The sequence below is a fragment of the Pseudomonas sp. CCNWLW23 genome (assembly GCF_037095675.1).
Classification (GTDB): domain Bacteria; phylum Pseudomonadota; class Gammaproteobacteria; order Pseudomonadales; family Pseudomonadaceae; genus Aquipseudomonas; species Aquipseudomonas atacamensis.
In genome coordinates, this window is sequence record NZ_JBAWKM010000017.1 from 83,635 (window position 1) to 99,726 (window position 16,092).

Sequence of the window (16,092 nt, forward strand, 5' to 3'; positions counted from 1 at the left end):
GACGCTCAGGTCGGTGTAATTCCAAAGCATCCCCCCAATCAGTCCCCTCTCCCTCTGGGAGAGGGTTAGGGTGAGGGGCTTTTGATCTTCAGGCCTTACCGGGCCAGGCGCTGACGAACTCAGCCAGATCAACCTTCTCCGCCACGCGCGGCTCTTTCTGCGGCGTGCCGAGATAGAGAAACGCGATCACCTCCTCGCCTTCCACCAGCCCCAAGCCTTCGGCCACATGCTTTGAGTACGCCAGATCCCCGGTGCGCCACACTGCGCCAATCCCCTGCGCATACGCCGCCAGCAGAATCCCGTGGGCAGCACAGCCGGCCGTGAGCAGTTGCTCGGCCTTCGGGTATTTCACGTGTTCCTGCAATTTCGCGATGACCACAACCACCAGCGGCGCGCGCAGTGGGCCGTTGCGGGCCTTGTCGATCATCGCTTCGGTGACTTCGCCGCTCTGCTGGCGGGCCGCCTCGGCCAGCAACTCGCCCATTTGCTCACGCGCTGCGCCTTCGACGGTCAAAAAGCGGTACGGCTGCAAGTGCCCGTGATCCGGGGCACGCAAGGCCGCGGCGAACAGGGCTTCGCGCTGCTCGGCAGTGGGGGCCGGTTCGACCAGTCGGGGAACGGAAACACGGTTGAGCAACGCGTCGAGAGCCTGCATCGGCCACCTCCTTTGAAAAATGTGCGGCTATTCTAGCTTCATCTGCGCAGCGCCTGCCGGTTTACATGCCTTGCCCCACAGGTAGAATGGCGCCCTTCTCCCATCAGCCCGAGCGGATTTCATGGCGTTGCCGACCTTACGGATCATTGGTTTTATCATCGGCATCTTCCTGATCACCCTGGCTGTGGCCATGGTCGTGCCGATGGCCACGCTGGTGATTTTCGAGCGCACCAGCGACCTGCCGTCGTTCCTCTGGGCGAGCATGATCACCTTTGTCGCCGGCCTCGCCCTGGTGATACCCGGCAGACCGGAACACATTCACCTGCGCCCGCGCGACATGTACCTGCTGACGGTCAGCAGCTGGCTGGTGGTGTGCATTTTCGCCGCGCTGCCGTTTCTGCTGACCCAGCACATCAGCTACACCGACTCGTTCTTCGAAAGCATGTCCGGCATCACCGCCACCGGTTCCACCGTGCTCAACGGCCTGGACAACATGTCGCCGGGGATTCTGATGTGGCGGTCGCTGCTGCACTGGATCGGCGGCATCGGCTTCATCGGCATGGCGGTGGCGATTCTGCCGCTGCTGCGCATCGGTGGCATGCGCCTGTTCCAGACCGAATCCTCGGACCGCTCGGAAAAGGTCATGCCGCGTTCGCACATGGTGGCGCGGTTGATTGTGGCGGCCTACGTCGGCATCACCATTCTCGGCAGCCTGGCGTTCTGGTGGGCCGGGATGAGCCCGTTCGATGCGATCAACCACGCGATGTCGGCGATTTCCACCGGTGGTTTCTCGACCTCCGACCAGTCGCTGGCGAAGTGGACGCAACCGGCAGTTCATTGGGTGGCGATTGTCATCATGATTCTCGGCAGCCTGCCGTTCACCCTCTACGTGGCGACGCTGCGCGGCAACCGCCGTGCGTTGATCAGGGATCAACAGGTGCAGGGTTTGCTGGCGATGTTGCTGGTGACCTGGCTGGTGCTCGGCACCTGGTACTGGTGGACCACCAAGCTGCATTGGCTGGAAGCGCTGCGGCATGTGGCGCTGAACGTGACCTCGGTAGTCACTACCACCGGTTTCGCCCTCGGCGACTACAGCCTGTGGGGCAACTTCTCGCTGATGCTGTTTTTCTATCTGGGTTTTGTCGGCGGTTGCTCAGGTTCGACGGCGGGCGGCATCAAGATTTTCCGTTTCCAGGTCGCCTACATCCTGCTCAAGGCCAACCTCAATCAGCTGATCCACCCGCGCGCGGTGATCAAGCAGAAGTACAACGGTCACCGCCTCGACGAAGAAATTGTCCGTTCGATCCTGACCTTCTCGTTCTTCTTCGCCATCACCATCTGCGTGATCGCCCTGCTGCTGTCGCTGCTCGGGGTCGACTGGATGACCGCGCTGACCGGCGCCGCCAGCACCGTGTCCGGCGTCGGCCCGGGTCTGGGCGAAACCATCGGCCCGGCCGGCAACTTCGCCACCCTGCCGGATGCGGCGAAATGGATTCTGTCGTTCGGCATGCTGCTCGGCCGACTGGAGATCATTACGGTGTTTGTGCTGTGTATTCCGGCGTTCTGGCGTCATTGACTGCGTCCGGCACCTGCGTCAGGCGCAAGCGGTACTCGCCGGGCGTGGTGTCGAACCAGCGGCGAAACGCGCGAAAGAAGTTGCTCGGGTCGGCAAAGCCCAGCAGGTAGGCGATTTCCAGCAAGGTCATGCTCGGTTGCGCCAGATATTGCTCGGCCAGCTCGCGCCGGGTGTCGTCGAGCAACTGCTGAAAACTGGTGCCCTCCTCCTGCAAGCGCCGCTGCAAAGTGCGCTGCGACAGGTGCAGCGTCTGCGCCACGGTGTCACGCTTGGGCTCGCCCTGGGGCAATAAACGACACAGCACCTGCCGTGCCCGGTGCGTCACGCGACTTTCGGAAAACCGCGCCAGATATTCCCCGGCAAAGCGATCATGCAACAGCGCCATGGCTTCGTTGGCGGTCGGCAGCGGCGCCTCCATATCGGCACGTTCGAAGATCAACGCATCGTAAGGCGCGTTGAACACCAGCGGCGCGTGAAAGGCTTCTTTATAAGGTTGCAGGTTTGTCGGCTGATCGCCCTGAACCAACACTTTGACCGGGTGCAGCGGGCGCCCGGTCAACCAGCCGCACAGCGCCAACGCGCAGGCCAGTGACGCTTCGGCACTCTGCCGGGTCGGCGGCAGATGATCGCCGTGCACGGTGAGAATCAGCGCGTAACCTTCATCGAGCAGGCGAAAGCTCAGGTCAGCGCTTTCGGCAATGATGCGTTGATAGCGCACCAGACGCTGGAAACCTTCGGCCAGCGTGTTGCTCGACATCAGCGCGTAGCCGGCGACATGAAACGAGGCCGGGCGCACCACTTTGCCCATGTTCAGGCCGATCGCCGGGTTGCCGGACACCTCGACCGCGCGCTGCCAGAGCCGGGTCATGGAATCCTGCGGGAAACGCGCATCCGGATCTTCCAGGGCAGTGAAATCCAGCCCCAGTTGCCTGAACAGAACCCGGCAATCCAGGCCGTCCATCTCCAGTGCTTTGACAATCCCCATCGCCCAGCTTGCAGAAGTCGTTCGTTCGCTCATGGTTGTTATTCTTTTACATGACGGGCTGCAGATAACCGCCCTATTTGCGAAGGATACTAAAGTGGCGCCGATTGTCACTGGCCCACGCCAATGATCACTCTAGACTCAAATAAGCTGCCCGACGCACAACTTGTCGCCAGAACAATCACCACAGAGAGCGCGGTCGTGGAAAACATCAAGCAGTTCAACAGCTTCGCCGAGTTCTACCCTTATTACCTCGCCGAACACAGCAACAGCACCTGCCGTCGTCTGCATTTCATCGGCACTTCTCTGGTCATCTTCATCCTCGCCCTGAGCATCGCCAAAGGCGAGTGGCTGCTGTTGCTCGCGCTGCCTCTGGCCGGTTACAGCTTTGCCTGGATCGGCCATTTCTTTTTCGAGAAAAACCGCCCGGCGACGTTTCAGCATCCGCTGTACAGCCTGCTCGGCGATTTCGTCATGTACCGCGACATGATTCTCGGTCGCGTGGCGTTCTGAATGAGGGTCTGCCAATGAATGCCCATGCTCGCTTCACCCATATGAAGGACGGCACCGAAGAAGACTGGGCGATTATCGCCGCCGATTTCAGTGCCTATGCCAGACAGCTGCCGTCGAGGATCCTCGCGCATCTGAAGCTGCTTGAGGGCGACTTCGGCGGTTTCCCGGTGGATCGCCTGACCCACTCGTTGCAAACCGCGACCCGCGCCTTTCGTGACGGGCGTGACGAGGAATACGTGGTCTGCGCGCTGTTGCACGACATTGGCGACACCCTCGGTTCCTACAACCATCCGGACATTGCCGCAGCGATTCTCAAGCCGTTCGTGAGTGCGGAGAATCTGTGGATGGTGGAGAAGCACGGGATCTTTCAGGGCTATTACTTCTTTCATCACCTGGGCATGGACCGGCACTTGCGCGAGCAATTCAAGGACCATCCGCAGTTCCAGGCCACTGCCGAATTTTGCGCCAAGTACGACGCGGCGGCGTTTGATCCGGCGTACGACACGCTGCCGCTGAGTTTCTTCGAGCCGATGATGGAAAGGCTGTTTGCGCAGCCGAAGAACTCGATTTACAAGGCTGCGATGCAAGAACACAGCCCGGCCTGAGAACACATGTGGGAGCGAGCCTGCTCGCGAAAGCGCTGTATCAGGCACATAAGTTTTGTCTGACACTACGCCTTCGCGAGCAGGCTCGCTCCCACAGGGTTCTCTTTTGCTCAGGCGATTTCGGCAACTTTGGCAGCTTTCAATTGCGCCTCCCGCGCCTGGGCATCCGCCAGCCGATACAACTCGATCGTGCCGTCCCAATGCTCGATCAACGCGGTGCACGATTCGACCCAGTCGCCGCAATTGAGGTAGTCCACCTCCCCCACCTTGCGAATCTCGGCATGGTGAATATGCCCGCACACCACGCCATGCAGTTCGCGCTTCACGCACTCGTGGGCGATGGCTTCTTCAAAGTCGCTGATGAAACTGACGGCGGTCTTGACCTTGTGTTTCAGGTAGGCCGACAGCGACCAGTAACCGTAGCCATACCGGGCACGCCAGTGATTGAGCCAGCGGTTGAGGGTCAGGGTGAATTCATAGGCCGAGTCGCCGAGAAACGCCAGCCAGCGGTGATAACGGGTGATCACATCGAACTGATCGCCGTGAATCACCAGCAAATGCCGGCCGTCCGCCGTAACGTGCACCGCTTCGTCGACCAACTGGATATTGCCCAGAATCAGTTTCGAATAGCGCCGCAGGAATTCGTCGTGGTTGCCGGTGACGTAGATTACCTCGGTGCCGCGCTTGCTCATGGTCAGCAGGCGGCGGATGACGTTGGTGTGGGCTTGCGGCCAGTACATGCCGCTGCGCAGTTTCCAGCCATCGATGATGTCACCGACCAGATAAACCTTGTCGGCGTGGTAGCCCTTGAGAAATTGCGACAAGTGCTCGGCCTGGCAATCCCGCGTGCCCAGGTGCACATCGGAGATCCACAGGGTTCGCACCCGTTGTTTGCGACTGGGTCTGGCGAGCTCGGCGCTGGTCATGGGCAACCCTCTGCGATGTTTTCGCCAGCTTGCGCGCGCCGGGTTAATCGACCGTGACAGACTTGAGTCAGTCGTGTGACAACGCATCCGGCGTACGGCGGTGTAGACTGACGGCCACCTCGGAGACAACCTGCCATGCGACCGATCCTCACCCTGCGCCAGTACACCCACGACCTGATTGTGCACAGCCACGAGCACGCGCAGTTGGTGTTCGGTCTGTCCGGTGCGCTGGATTTCGAGGTCGAGGGCTGTGGCAGCCAAGTGCGTCAGCAGAGTGTTGTGGTGGTTCCGTCCGGCGCTCATCATGCCTGCGACAGTCCCCAAGGCAGCAGCTGCCTGGTGCTCGACATCCCTGAAGGGCAATGGGTGCAGGACTCGCTGGGCGCGCATGCCGAGGCCAGTCGGCGCTTGCTCGATCATCCGGGGCGGCTGTCGCTGGACTCGGGGCAGAGCCAATTGGTCAACTGGCTGGCGAACAGTCCGGTCAGCGATCCGTTGATCGCGCAGCAAGGCGCAGTGTTGCTGCTGGCCAGTCTCAATCACGCGCAACCTGCCGAACTCCGCGCGCGTCGCTTGCCCTACGCCGCGCTGGATGCGCACATCGAGCAATACGCCGGCTATCCGCTGCAAGTGGCCGACCTGGCGCGCGTGGCCGGGTTGTCCAGTGCGCGCCTGCACGCTCGGTTCATGGCCGAACGCGGACAGACGCCGATGGATTACATCCGCAGTCGACGCCTGCATCTCGCGGTGCAACTGCTGCGCGACACTGCATTGCCGATTGGTGAAGTAGCCAGTCGCGTCGGGTACAGCTCGCAAAGTGCGTTCTCGGCCGCAGTCCTACGTGAGTTCGGCTCCTCGCCCGGACATCTTCGGCGCGATTCCTGCGACAAAAGACGATAGCCTGCCGACAGACTTGCAGGCCGAGACGCGGTTCAATGGCCCCATGAAGTTGAACCTGAAAAAAGGAATGCAATGACTCCGCGTACCGCCCTCGGCGCTCTGCATATTGGCGCTTTGATGTTTGGCCTGACCGGTGTGTTCGGCAAACTCGCTGCCGCCTCCCCTGTTGTGATCGTCTTTGGACGTGCGACTTTTGCCGTGCTCGCCCTGGCATTTTTCGCCCGTTTCGCCAGCCAGCATGGTTGGCAGAAACTTCAGGCCGTGGACTGGCGGCGCCTCGCCCTCAGCGGCGTGTTGCTGGCTGGGCACTGGGTGAGTTTTTTCGTATCGGTGAAGATCGCCGGGGTGGCCATCGCCACCTTGGGCTTTGCCAGTTTCCCGGCGTTTACGGTGATTCTCGAAGGACTGATTTTCCGCGAACGCATCCGTGCCAATGAAATCGTCCTGGTGGTATTGGTCAGCATCGGTCTGGTGCTAGTGACGCCCGCATTCGATCTGGGCAGCGGCGCGACCGTCGGCTTGCTTTGGGCCGTACTGTCCGGCCTGCTGTTTTCCCTGCTGTCGCTGACCAACCGCGCCAGTTCCGGGCGCATCCCGGCGGTGCAGGCAGCGTTGTGCCAGAACGTCGTCGTGGCGTTGTGTCTGTTGCCGGTCGCGGCGCCGCAGTTGAGTCAGGTCCGAGCGCTGGACTGGTTGTGGATCGCGCTGCTCGGAGTGTTCTGCACGGGCGTGGCGCACAGCCTGTTCGTCGCCAGTCTGGCGGTGATCAAGGCACGCACGGCGGCAGTGGTGTTCGCCATGGAGCCGGTCTACGGCATCACCCTCGCCTGGCTGCTGTTCAGTGAAACCCCGACCCTGCGGATGCTCATCGGTGGCGCGTTGATCATCGTCGCGATTGTGGTGTCGGCGCGGATGTCAGGCGGCAGCGACAAGAAAACCGTCGCCGCCGAGGCCGCCTCTCACTGAGTGCGGTCGTTGTGGCCGAGGTCGCGGTCAGGATCTATCTGATCGCGCACTCGCTGTTTCAATACCTTGGCTTCGGGAAAACCACCGTCGGCCTTGCGCTCCCAGATCTGCACACCCGCACAAGTGATGTGAAACACCCCGCCGGTGCCCGGCACCAATGACACTTTGCCCAGGTCGTCCGCAAAGGTGCTGAGCAGTTCCTGAGCCAGCCACGCCGCGCGCAGCAGCCACTGGCATTGGGTGCAATAAGTGATGACAACTTCGGCTTTGGCGACGGTCATGATCGCTGAAACTCCTGAGACAGAGGGCGCCGCTATAATAGCCGGCTTTACCGCTTGCCCCGAGACTCACAATGCGCCGTTTGCTGCTCTGCCTGCTGCTTGGTTTCCTTCCCCTGCTGGTTCTCGCCAGTGAGGCGCCACGACCGAAAGTCGGCCTGGTGCTGTCCGGCGGTGCTGCGCGCGGGCTGGCGCACATCGGCGTGCTCAAGGCGCTGGAAGAACAAGGCATCAGGATCGATGCGATTGCCGGCACCAGCATGGGCGCGGTGGTCGGTGGGCTGTACGCCTCGGGCTACAAGATCGACGAACTGGAAAAACTCGCCCTGAGCATTGACTGGCAAGCGGCGCTTTCCGACGCGCCGCCGCGTGAGGACGTGCCATTTCGCCGCAAACAGGACGACCGCGATTTTCTGGTCAAACAGAAACTGAGCTTTCGCGACGACGGCAGTCTCGGCCTGCCATTGGGGGTGATTCAGGGCCAGAACCTTGCGCTGCTGCTGGAAAGCCTGTTGGCCCACACCAGCGACACCCGCGACTTCGACAAATTGCCGATCCCGTTTCGCGCGGTGACCACCGACATCGCCAATGGCGAAAAAGTGGTGTTTCGCAAGGGCCACCTGCCGCAGGTGATTCGCGCGAGCATGTCGATCCCCGCAGTGTTCGCCCCGGTCGAGCTCGACGGGCGCCTGCTGGTGGACGGCGGCATGACCGACAACATTCCACTGGATGTCGCGCGGGAAATGGGCGTCGACATCGCCATCGTCGTCGATATCGGCACACCGCTGCGCAATCGCAAGCAACTGACCACGGTGGTCGATGTGCTCAATCAGTCGATCACCCTGATGACCCGGCGCAATTCCGAAGAACAACTGGCGAGTCTGCACGCCAATGACGTATTGATCCAGCCTGCGCTGGCCGCGTTCGGCGTGACCGATTTCGGCAAGGCTCAGGAGATGATCGACGCCGGTTACCGCGCCACGCGGATCCTCGATGCGCGCCTGGCGCAGCTGAAGCCGACTCAAACCCAGGACGCGGAATTGAACGCCGCTCGCCAGCCTGGTCAGCGCACGCCGATCATTACCGCGATCCGGATCGAAAACGATTCGAAAGTCGATGATGACGTGATTACATCCGCCAACCGATCGGCGCGCCGCTGGACCTGGGCCGCCTGCATTCGGACATGGGCACGCTGTACGGCCTCGATTACTTCGATCAAGTGCGTTACCGCGTGGTACACAAAGGCCAGGATCACACCCTGGTCATCAGCGCCAGCGGCAAACGCAGCGGCACCGATTATCTGCGGGTCGGCCTCAATCTGTCGGACGACATGCGCGGCGACAGCGCTTTCAACCTCGGCGCCAGTTACCGCGTCAACGGCATTAACCGCCTCGGCGCGGAATGGCTGACCCGCGCGCAGATCGGCGACAAGCAGGAGCTGTACAGCGAGTTCTATCAGCCGCTGGACGTCGGCTCGCGTTACTTCGTCGCACCCTACGGGTCGTTCGAGGCGCAGAACGTTGACTCGGTGCTGGATAACGATCCGATCGCCCAGTATCGCGTCGAGCGCTACGGCTTCGGCCTCAATCTTGGGCGGCAGATCGGCAACAACGGTGAAGTGCGACTCGGCGTCGGCCAGGCCTGGGGCAAAGCTGATGTGCGCATCGGTGATCAGGATCTGCCGAGCGAGAGTTTCAACGAAGGCTTCTATACCGTGAAGTATTCCTACGACTCGCTGGACAACGTCTACTTTCCGCACGAAGGCAAGGACGTCAGCCTGACGTTTGCCCAGTTCGAACCGGGCCTGGGTTCAGACAATCGCTATCGCCAGTGGGAACTGAATTTCGACAAGGCCATGAGCCATGGCCCCGACACGCTGATTCTCGGCGGGCGCTACGGTCGCACCCTGGACGATGCCAATGTGGTGACCTCAAGCTTCCTGCTCGGCGGCGCGCGGCAGTTGTCGGGGTTCCGTGAGGACGCGCTGTCCGGGCAGAATGTCAGCCTGATGCGCGCTGTGTACTACCGCCGCCTCACGCCGCGCTCGTACCTCCCGCTGGACTTCCCGCTGTACGCGGGGGCCTCGCTGGAACGCGGTCGGGCGTGGAACAACGACAATGAATTCGACAGCGGCTACATCAATGCCGCGAGCGTGTTTATCGGCTTCGATACGCCGCTGGGGCCGTTGAACTTCACGTATGGGTTGAATGATGCGGATGAGCAGGCGGTTTACCTGAATCTGGGGCAGACGTTCTGACGCCTTCGCGAGCAGGCTCGCTCCCCACAGGGAAAGCACATTCCATTGTGGGAGCGAGCCTGCTCGCGAAAGCGGTCTCGGATGAACACGAAATCCGTTGGTGCTCAGCGAATCCCCGCCAACAACGTCCTTGCTGTCTGCTTCAACGGCTCATCCCCTTCCCTGAGCAATTCATTGAGCAGCGCGATTGCACTGTCGATGTCGCCGTCGTCGATGCAGGTTTGTGCCTGTTCGAGCTTGCCGGCGGTCTCGGGGTCGGTCTCGGTGGACTCGGGTAATTGCAGATCCAGTGGTTCCAGCACCAGCGACGGCTCGGGATCGCCGAACTCATTGAGAAAGTCATCGTCGAGCGGCTGGGCGTCGGGTTCGGGGATCCATTCGAGTTCGGCTTCTTCGGCAGATGCAGCCTGTGGCAGTTCGAAATCGACAGGTAACACCGACAGGCTGGTGCCCAGCTCTGGATCATCAATCGGCGGTGCGGCGGCATCAGTGCGGCTATCGTTCAGATCCCAATTTGAATCCATCGACAGCTCGCCCAGATTCAATTCGAAATCATCCTCGAGAGCGCTGGGCGACGCTGCAAGCGGCGCGGCTGCGGTCGCTGCCGAGGCCACGGGCAGTTCGGGCGCGATTGGCGTTGCTGCAAATGCCGCCGGTGCGGCGCCTGCCAGTTTTGCATGGCGAGCGCGGATTTCAATCAGTTCACGGTCATCGACGCCAAGCGCACGCAGGCGGTTTTCCTGCTGTTCAAAAGCGCCGCTGTCACCCTGGCGCCCAAGAACCTCCAGCAACTGCAGACCAAGATCAGTGCGTTCAGGCTCCTTGTGCAAGGCATCGCGCAGCAGCCCGGCCGCTTCGCTGAGTCGGCCGTAGGCCAGATAGATGCCCACAGCCTCCAGCACGTCGCCGGCACCGGGCTCGTCACGATGATCAGCGGCCGCGTGCGCACCGACAGATTGTCGAAGCTCGGGCTCGCCGACTTCTTCTTCGGCGCTCACGGGCAATAGCGGCAGCGGCGTGCCGTCTGCTGTCGAACGTTGCTGACGGCGGCGTATGAGCAACGCAGCCAGCACGCCCAGCAGCAATATCAGTCCGCCAAGCAGCGGCCAGTTCACGCCATCGTCTGCCGCCTCGACCGGGGCTGAAACAGCGGCCGAAACCGGAGCGACCACGGGCGGTGGCGGTGCTTTCTGCACTTCGGCCAGACGGGTTTGCAACTCCTCGATCTGCTTCTTGCCGTCGGCTATTTGCACTTGCTGCTCTTGCAGCCTGAGGTTCTGTTCGTCGAGGGTCTTTTGCAGTTGCTGGGTGAGCAGCACGCTGGCGGCCAGTTGCTCGGCCTGCGCGTCGTTGGCAGGTGCCGACGGCGTTGGCGGCACAGGCGCCGCAGTGCGTTTGCCCTGGGCAGCCTGGGGCGGTGCGGTAACCGGTTCGACGGTTGGAAATTCAGAGGATTGCGGGCGCGGATCCGGCTCGTCGGTGGCGGGCACAATGCCCGGCGAACCCGGCGGGTCGATCAGCACCGTGTACTCGCGCAGCAGACGGCCGTTGGGCTGATCGAGCTGCACGAGGAAATTCAGGAAAGGTTCGTTGACCGGTTTGCCGGACGTCACCCGGATCATCTGGCGGCTGCCGCGCAGGATCGGAGTGAATTTGAGGTCATTGAGAAAGAACACCCGCTCGACGCCGGCCCGACCGAATTCATCCGCCGAAGCCAGGCTGGCCGAGAGATCGTTTTGCGTCAACGTGCCGACATCGACCAGCGCGATGTCGGCCTTGAACGGCTGATTGAGGGCTGAGTAAACAGTGATTTCGCCCAACCCCAACGCCATCGACCAGGTCGAATAGCTGAATACGCCAGCGAGCAGCAGCCATTTGGCGCCCCCGCGCAGCACGTGCCGACTTGCGAGCATGAGCATCCCTTAAATAAGCAAAACCGGTTTCTATGCGTTCGCACATCCGGTACGAACACGATATTGCCCAGTAGTTCTTATAGTCGGCTCAGCGCGATCTCTCAAAAAATCACTGGCGGGATGTGCCTCAAGATTTTTCCAGGTTGGCCAGAATGTGCCCGTGTACGCGCATACACACCTTCAAATCCGCCTCGTCGACGCCCTCGAACAATTCGTGGCGCAGCTGCGTGGCAATGGTCTCGATCTGTTCGATCAGGGGCAGCGCAGGTGCGCAGAGCACGATTTTTTTCGCCCGACGGTCTTCCATCACTGACTGGCGTTGCACCAGTCCCTGGTTCTCCAGACTATCGAGCAAGCGCGCCAGGGTCGGGCCTTCAACGCCGACACTCTGCGCCAGTTCACGTTGGGTCGGTGCCTCTTCAAAACGCGCCAGATGCAGCAGCACCAGCCAGCGCGCCTGCGACAGGCCCAGCCCGGCGAGACGACGATCCAGTTCGGCACGCCAGCCACGGGACATCTGGGCCAGTTGCATACCAAAGCGATGTTGATCGGTTAACGGCATAAAACACTCACGGTTAGACTGAAAATACGGAAAATCTAATTATTAGTCAGCTAAGCATGGGCGGCAGTTATAGGCAAGAGTCGCTCTGTACTGAATCGTTACAACTGCACGGGGCTTGGCGCATACGTCTTTTCACATCTCGAATTCAGACTGCAAAGCCGCCCGCACGCAATACAGCACGCCTTCCGGCACACGCCCGGCAAACAGCTCAGCCACTTCAGCGACGGACGGCAACTCGCCCTCCCCGTCGAGAAACGCGTCCTGCACTTCGCCCATCAATTCCTCAGGCAAATCCAGCGCCTGCTCCAGCGACAATTGTTGCTTGCCGATGGCTTCGGCGAGCATGGCGTAGACGTTCTTCTCCGAGCATTGCAACTGCCCGGCGATCTGCAGCGGGGTCATGCCGGCGCGGGCCAGGGTGATCAGCTCGTGACGGACATCGGCGACCACCTTCGGCGCCTCCGCCTCGCCGCCGAGTACTTCGAGGAAGGCTTCGCCGTAACGTTCCAGCTTGCGTGCGCCGACGCCGCTGACCCGGGCCATTTCCGCCAGCGAGGTTGGCTGGCTGCGGAGCATTTCCAATAGCGTCGAGTCGGGGAAGATGACATATGGCGGCACGCCGTGTTCTTCGGCGAGTTTGCGCCGTAGTGCGCGCAAGGCTTCCCACTGTTCGCGTTCCTCGCCGCGCACCAGTTGGCTGGCCTGGCTCTTGCTGCCCGTTTTGGCAGTGACTTGCGGTTTCAGGTCGCGGCGCAGTTCCAGCTTCACTTCGCCTTTGAGCAGCGGCCGGCAACTGTCATTCAAGCGCAGACCGCCATAACCCTCGTGATCGACATCGGCCAATCCACGCGCCACCAACTGGCGAAACAGCGAGCGCCACTCGCTCTCGCTCAACGCCTTGCCAACGCCGAACACCGACAAATGCTGATGGCCGAAGCTGCGCACCTTTTCGTTGTCCTTGCCCAGCAACACATCGACCAGATGACCGACGCCATAACGCTGGCCGGTGCGGAAAATCGCCGACAATGCCTGACGTGCAGGCTCGGTGGCGTCCCAGGTCTGCACGCCGTCGACACAGTTGTCGCAATGCCCGCACGGTTCGGGCATGTCTTCGTCGAAATAGGCCAGTAACGCCTGCCGGCGGCAGCGGGTTTCTTCGCACAGCGAGAGCATGGCGTCGAGCTTGTGCTGCTCCAGACGCTTGTGCCGCTCGTCGCCTTCGGAGTTCTGCAGCATCTGCTTGAGCATCACCACATCTTGCAGACCGTAAGCCATCCACGCATCCGCCGGCAGCCCGTCACGGCCGCCGCGCCCGGTTTCCTGGTAATACGCTTCGAGGGATTTAGGCAGATCAAGGTGCGCGACAAAGCGTACGTTGGGCTTGTCGATGCCCATGCCGAACGCCACGGTCGCAACCATGATCAGGCCTTCCTCATTGAGGAAGCGCTTCTGGTGATAGGCGCGCAGATCGTTGGGCAGACCGGCGTGATACGGCAGCGCCGGAAAACCCTGTTCGCTGAGGAACGCCGCAACTTCTTCAACCTTCTTGCGCGACAGGCAATAAACGATGCCGGCATCGCTGCGCCGTTCGGCGAGGAAGGCCAGTAACTGCTTGCGCGGCTGCTCTTTCGGGACGATGCGGTAAAAAATATTCGGACGGTCGAAGCTCGACAGGAAGCGCTCGGCATTCTGCAGGTGCAGGCGATCGACAATTTCTTCGCGGGTGCGCTTGTCGGCGGTCGCGGTGAGGGCAATGCGCGGAACGTTGGGAAACAGCTCTGCCAATTGACCCAGTTGCAGGTATTCGCGGCGGAAATCGTGGCCCCATTGCGATACGCAATGCGCTTCGTCGATGGCGAACAAAGCGATTTCCAGGCTTTGCAGGAACGCCAGCATGCGCGGCTGCACCAAGCGCTCGGGCGCCAAATAGAGCATTTTCACTTCGCCGCGTTTGATCCGCAGAGCGAGGTCGCGCTGCTGCTCGGCACTCAGCGTGGAGTTCAGCGCAGCGGCGGCGACGCCCAGTTCTTCGAGGGTGGCGACCTGATCGTCCATCAGTGCGATCAGCGGTGATACCACTACCGCCAGACCTTCACGCAACAGCGCTGGCACCTGGAAGCACAACGACTTGCCGCCACCAGTAGGCATCAGCACCAGCGCATCACCGCCGCTGGCCACGCGCTCAATGATCGCACCCTGACGGCCACGGAAACTGTCGTAGCCGAAGATGTCCTTGAGGACGCGTTGAGCCTGTTCGAGCATAAAAACTCCAAAAATCTACCGATACATCCCTGCTCAGGCTGGTTCAGAGCAGCCTCGGCTGCTTAAACAAAACGTAAGAACACATTGCATGACCAGCGCAGCGCCGGCAGGGATCGCAAAACGCGGCAGTATACCCGAGGCCTTCGCCGCAGAGGGTGCCGCTGAGAAGACTCACTCTGCAATTGACATCACACCGAACCCTGTGGGAGCGGGCTTGCCCGCGAAGAGGCCGGCACTGACAACTTCTTCATCGACTGACACACCGCCATCGCGGGCAAGCCCGCTCCCACAGGTTTTGCGTCCGACCCGGCATTTGCGTGCGTCCGTGCGGGCAAATCTGCCAAGCGGCTGGCTAGAGCGCGCAAGAAGGCCTAGAATTCCCGCATTGTTTATTCCCCAAGGTAGCCCCGTAATGTCCTTCGCTGAGCAACTGACCCGCCTGCAAGTCTTCCTCGACGCCGACGAGCTGCACGACGAGGCGCTGGATTACGTCGCCGCCCACGGTTACCTGACCGCGCTGTCGATCTGCTCCGAAGACGTTCCGGAGCGCGAGTGGATCGACGCGCTGTTCGCCGAAGAGCCGCATTACATCGACGAAGCCCAGCGTGCCGAAATCGAAGCCACGCTGATCGGCCTCAAGGCGCACATCGCTCGCCAACTGGCCTCGGATGAAGAATTCGAATTGCCGTGCGAACTGGATCTGGGCGAAGAGCCGGACGACTCCGAACTGCGCGGCTGGTGCATCGGTTTCATGGAGGGCGTGTTCCTGCGTGAAGCGGCCTGGTTCGAAACCGCCGAAGAAGAAGTCAGCGAAATGCTCCTGCCGATCATGGTCGGTTCCGGCCTGTTCGACGAGCAGCCTGAGTTCGAAGACATCGCCAAGGACGCCAACCTGATGGACGACATGATCGTTCAGATCCCGGAAGCCCTGACCGCGCTGTACCTGCTGTGCCAGGCCCCCGACGAAAAACCGGCGATCCTCAAGCCTCGTCACCACTAAGACCCGGCCTATGGACAACCCCATAGGCAACCGCCCCCTGATGTTGCGCTACGTCCTGCTGGCCATCGGCTGGCTCAGCGTCGCATTGGGGGTGATCGGCATCTTCCTGCCGGTCCTGCCCACCACCCCCTTCCTCCTGCTCGCCGCGGCCTGCTTCGCGCGCAGCTCTCCGCGCTTCTATCGCTGGCTGGTCGAACACCCGCGCCTCGGGCCATGGATTCGCGACTACCTCGAAGGCAACGGCATCCCGCTCAAAGGCAAGGTCTACGCGATCGGGCTGATGTGGGTGAGCATTCTGTTCTCGTGCTATCTGGTGCCGCTGGTTTGGGCGCGGGGGTTCATGTTGACCAGTGCGGTGCTGGTGACGGTTTATATTTTGCGGCAGAAGACGTTGCGTAAAACTTGATACCTCCCAGTTGATCATGCTTGGCGAACTGGCAGTGAGTCGGGTGCTGGATAATCTGGAGTTGCCGGGGTGATGTTGGTCTGCTGAGTTACTTGGTGATCAACCCGGCCTCTTCGCGAGCAAGCTCGCTCCCACAATTGATCCTGGTCGGACACATATTCTGCATCCACTGAAGAACCCTGTGGGAGCGGGCTTGCCCGCGAAGGCGGACTCACAGCCAACACATCTGTACATACAGACAAAACCCGCCGCCCCCGAAACAACCGGGGCGGCGGGTTTTGTCGTTTCAGA

General features: G+C 61.3%; 14 protein-coding genes and 1 pseudogene. 8 read left to right on the forward strand and 7 right to left on the reverse strand.

From position 1 onward, the window contains the following. Positions 1 to 88: 88 nt before the first annotated feature. The gene (locus tag V8J63_RS20435) at positions 89 to 655 is read right to left on the reverse strand and encodes a nitroreductase family protein (RefSeq protein ID WP_122505904.1); all 567 of its coding nucleotides are present in this window, start codon (positions 653 to 655) and stop codon (positions 89 to 91) included. A gap of 121 nt (positions 656 to 776) precedes the next feature. Here V8J63_RS20435 and V8J63_RS20440 point away from each other — a divergent pair, with 121 nt between their 5' ends. Beyond that, entirely contained in the window at positions 777 to 2,231 is a 1,455-nt protein-coding gene (locus V8J63_RS20440; RefSeq protein WP_024012066.1) for a TrkH family potassium uptake protein, read from the forward strand. Here V8J63_RS20440 and V8J63_RS20445 read toward each other — a convergent pair. Then, positions 2,188 to 3,249: an AraC family transcriptional regulator gene (locus V8J63_RS20445; RefSeq protein WP_281119914.1), complete on the reverse strand. Its 1,062-nt coding sequence runs from the start codon at positions 3,247 to 3,249 to the stop codon at positions 2,188 to 2,190. The two genes, V8J63_RS20440 and V8J63_RS20445, sit on opposite strands and share 44 nt — an antisense overlap. Before the next feature lie 165 nt (positions 3,250 to 3,414). Between V8J63_RS20445 and V8J63_RS20450 the strand changes: the two genes are divergently transcribed. Together V8J63_RS20450 and V8J63_RS20455 are read left to right on the forward strand one after the other, a co-directional pair. Next, entirely contained in the window at positions 3,415 to 3,726 is a 312-nt protein-coding gene (locus V8J63_RS20450) for a DUF962 domain-containing protein (RefSeq protein ID WP_336464555.1), read from the forward strand. 14 nt (positions 3,727 to 3,740) lie between these two features. Next, positions 3,741 to 4,331, forward strand: a complete 591-nt coding sequence (locus V8J63_RS20455) for an HD domain-containing protein (protein ID WP_016771136.1) — start codon at positions 3,741 to 3,743, stop codon at positions 4,329 to 4,331. Between the two features lie 110 nt (positions 4,332 to 4,441). Here V8J63_RS20455 and V8J63_RS20460 read toward each other — a convergent pair whose 3' ends face one another. Beyond that, the gene (locus V8J63_RS20460; protein ID WP_071171397.1) at positions 4,442 to 5,257 is read right to left on the reverse strand and encodes a UDP-2,3-diacylglucosamine diphosphatase; all 816 of its coding nucleotides are present in this window, start codon (positions 5,255 to 5,257) and stop codon (positions 4,442 to 4,444) included. A 135-nt stretch (positions 5,258 to 5,392) separates the two neighbouring features. Here V8J63_RS20460 and V8J63_RS20465 point away from each other — a divergent pair, with 135 nt between their 5' ends. Then, the gene (locus V8J63_RS20465) at positions 5,393 to 6,157 is read left to right on the forward strand and encodes an AraC family transcriptional regulator (protein ID WP_336464556.1); all 765 of its coding nucleotides are present in this window, start codon (positions 5,393 to 5,395) and stop codon (positions 6,155 to 6,157) included. A 72-nt stretch (positions 6,158 to 6,229) separates the two neighbouring features. Beyond that, the gene (locus V8J63_RS20470) at positions 6,230 to 7,123 is read left to right on the forward strand and encodes a DMT family transporter (RefSeq protein ID WP_336464557.1); all 894 of its coding nucleotides are present in this window, start codon (positions 6,230 to 6,232) and stop codon (positions 7,121 to 7,123) included. Here V8J63_RS20470 and V8J63_RS20475 read toward each other — a convergent pair. Beyond that, positions 7,117 to 7,404 (reverse strand): SelT/SelW/SelH family protein, encoded by a 288-nt coding sequence (locus V8J63_RS20475; protein ID WP_016771139.1) that lies wholly within the window; start codon positions 7,402 to 7,404, stop codon positions 7,117 to 7,119. The two genes, V8J63_RS20470 and V8J63_RS20475, sit on opposite strands and share 7 nt — an antisense overlap. Positions 7,405 to 7,475: 71 nt before the next feature. Here V8J63_RS20475 and V8J63_RS20480 point away from each other — a divergent pair. Beyond that, positions 7,476 to 9,658 (forward strand): annotated as a pseudogene (locus V8J63_RS20480) (patatin-like phospholipase family protein). A 104-nt stretch (positions 9,659 to 9,762) separates the two neighbouring features. On the opposite strand, the gene V8J63_RS20485 reads toward V8J63_RS20480, so the two are convergent. The 3 genes from V8J63_RS20485 to recQ form a co-directional block, all read right to left on the reverse strand. Then, positions 9,763 to 11,571: a FimV/HubP family polar landmark protein gene (locus V8J63_RS20485; protein WP_336464558.1), complete on the reverse strand. Its 1,809-nt coding sequence runs from the start codon at positions 11,569 to 11,571 to the stop codon at positions 9,763 to 9,765. A gap of 127 nt (positions 11,572 to 11,698) precedes the next feature. Continuing rightward, positions 11,699 to 12,133: a MarR family transcriptional regulator gene (locus V8J63_RS20490; protein WP_016771142.1), complete on the reverse strand. Its 435-nt coding sequence runs from the start codon at positions 12,131 to 12,133 to the stop codon at positions 11,699 to 11,701. Between the two features lie 132 nt (positions 12,134 to 12,265). Further along, on the reverse strand, positions 12,266 to 14,395 hold the full coding sequence (gene recQ, locus V8J63_RS20495; RefSeq protein WP_024012058.1) for a DNA helicase RecQ: 2,130 nt from the start codon (positions 14,393 to 14,395) through the stop codon (positions 12,266 to 12,268). A 412-nt stretch (positions 14,396 to 14,807) separates the two neighbouring features. Here recQ and V8J63_RS20500 point away from each other — a divergent pair, with 412 nt between their 5' ends. Together V8J63_RS20500 and V8J63_RS20505 are read left to right on the forward strand one after the other, a co-directional pair. Beyond that, on the forward strand, positions 14,808 to 15,395 hold the full coding sequence (locus V8J63_RS20500) for a UPF0149 family protein (RefSeq protein ID WP_130887188.1): 588 nt from the start codon (positions 14,808 to 14,810) through the stop codon (positions 15,393 to 15,395). 10 nt (positions 15,396 to 15,405) lie between these two features. Beyond that, positions 15,406 to 15,801 (forward strand): YbaN family protein, encoded by a 396-nt coding sequence (locus V8J63_RS20505; protein WP_024012057.1) that lies wholly within the window; start codon positions 15,406 to 15,408, stop codon positions 15,799 to 15,801. The last annotated feature ends 291 nt before the right edge of the window (positions 15,802 to 16,092 follow it).

What these genes read in the sequence shown, in the direction of transcription:
- V8J63_RS20475 (WP_016771139.1), bottom strand. Translation starts at nt 7,404, where the DNA reads ATGACCGTCGCCAAAGCCGAAGTTGTCATCACTTATTGCACCCAATGC.
- recQ (WP_024012058.1), bottom strand. Translation starts at nt 14,395, where the DNA reads ATGCTCGAACAGGCTCAACGCGTCCTCAAGGACATCTTCGGCTACGAC.
- V8J63_RS20485 (WP_336464558.1), bottom strand. Translation starts at nt 11,571, where the DNA reads ATGCTCGCAAGTCGGCACGTGCTGCGCGGGGGCGCCAAATGGCTGCTG.
- V8J63_RS20490 (WP_016771142.1), bottom strand. Translation starts at nt 12,133, where the DNA reads ATGCCGTTAACCGATCAACATCGCTTTGGTATGCAACTGGCCCAGATG.
- V8J63_RS20500 (WP_130887188.1), top strand. Translation starts at nt 14,808, where the DNA reads ATGTCCTTCGCTGAGCAACTGACCCGCCTGCAAGTCTTCCTCGACGCC.
- V8J63_RS20435 (WP_122505904.1), bottom strand. Translation starts at nt 655, where the DNA reads ATGCAGGCTCTCGACGCGTTGCTCAACCGTGTTTCCGTTCCCCGACTG.
- V8J63_RS20440 (WP_024012066.1), top strand. Translation starts at nt 777, where the DNA reads ATGGCGTTGCCGACCTTACGGATCATTGGTTTTATCATCGGCATCTTC.
- V8J63_RS20445 (WP_281119914.1), bottom strand. Translation starts at nt 3,249, where the DNA reads ATGAGCGAACGAACGACTTCTGCAAGCTGGGCGATGGGGATTGTCAAA.
- V8J63_RS20470 (WP_336464557.1), top strand. Translation starts at nt 6,230, where the DNA reads ATGACTCCGCGTACCGCCCTCGGCGCTCTGCATATTGGCGCTTTGATG.
- V8J63_RS20460 (WP_071171397.1), bottom strand. Translation starts at nt 5,257, where the DNA reads ATGACCAGCGCCGAGCTCGCCAGACCCAGTCGCAAACAACGGGTGCGA.
- V8J63_RS20465 (WP_336464556.1), top strand. Translation starts at nt 5,393, where the DNA reads ATGCGACCGATCCTCACCCTGCGCCAGTACACCCACGACCTGATTGTG.
- V8J63_RS20455 (WP_016771136.1), top strand. Translation starts at nt 3,741, where the DNA reads ATGAATGCCCATGCTCGCTTCACCCATATGAAGGACGGCACCGAAGAA.
- V8J63_RS20505 (WP_024012057.1), top strand. Translation starts at nt 15,406, where the DNA reads ATGGACAACCCCATAGGCAACCGCCCCCTGATGTTGCGCTACGTCCTG.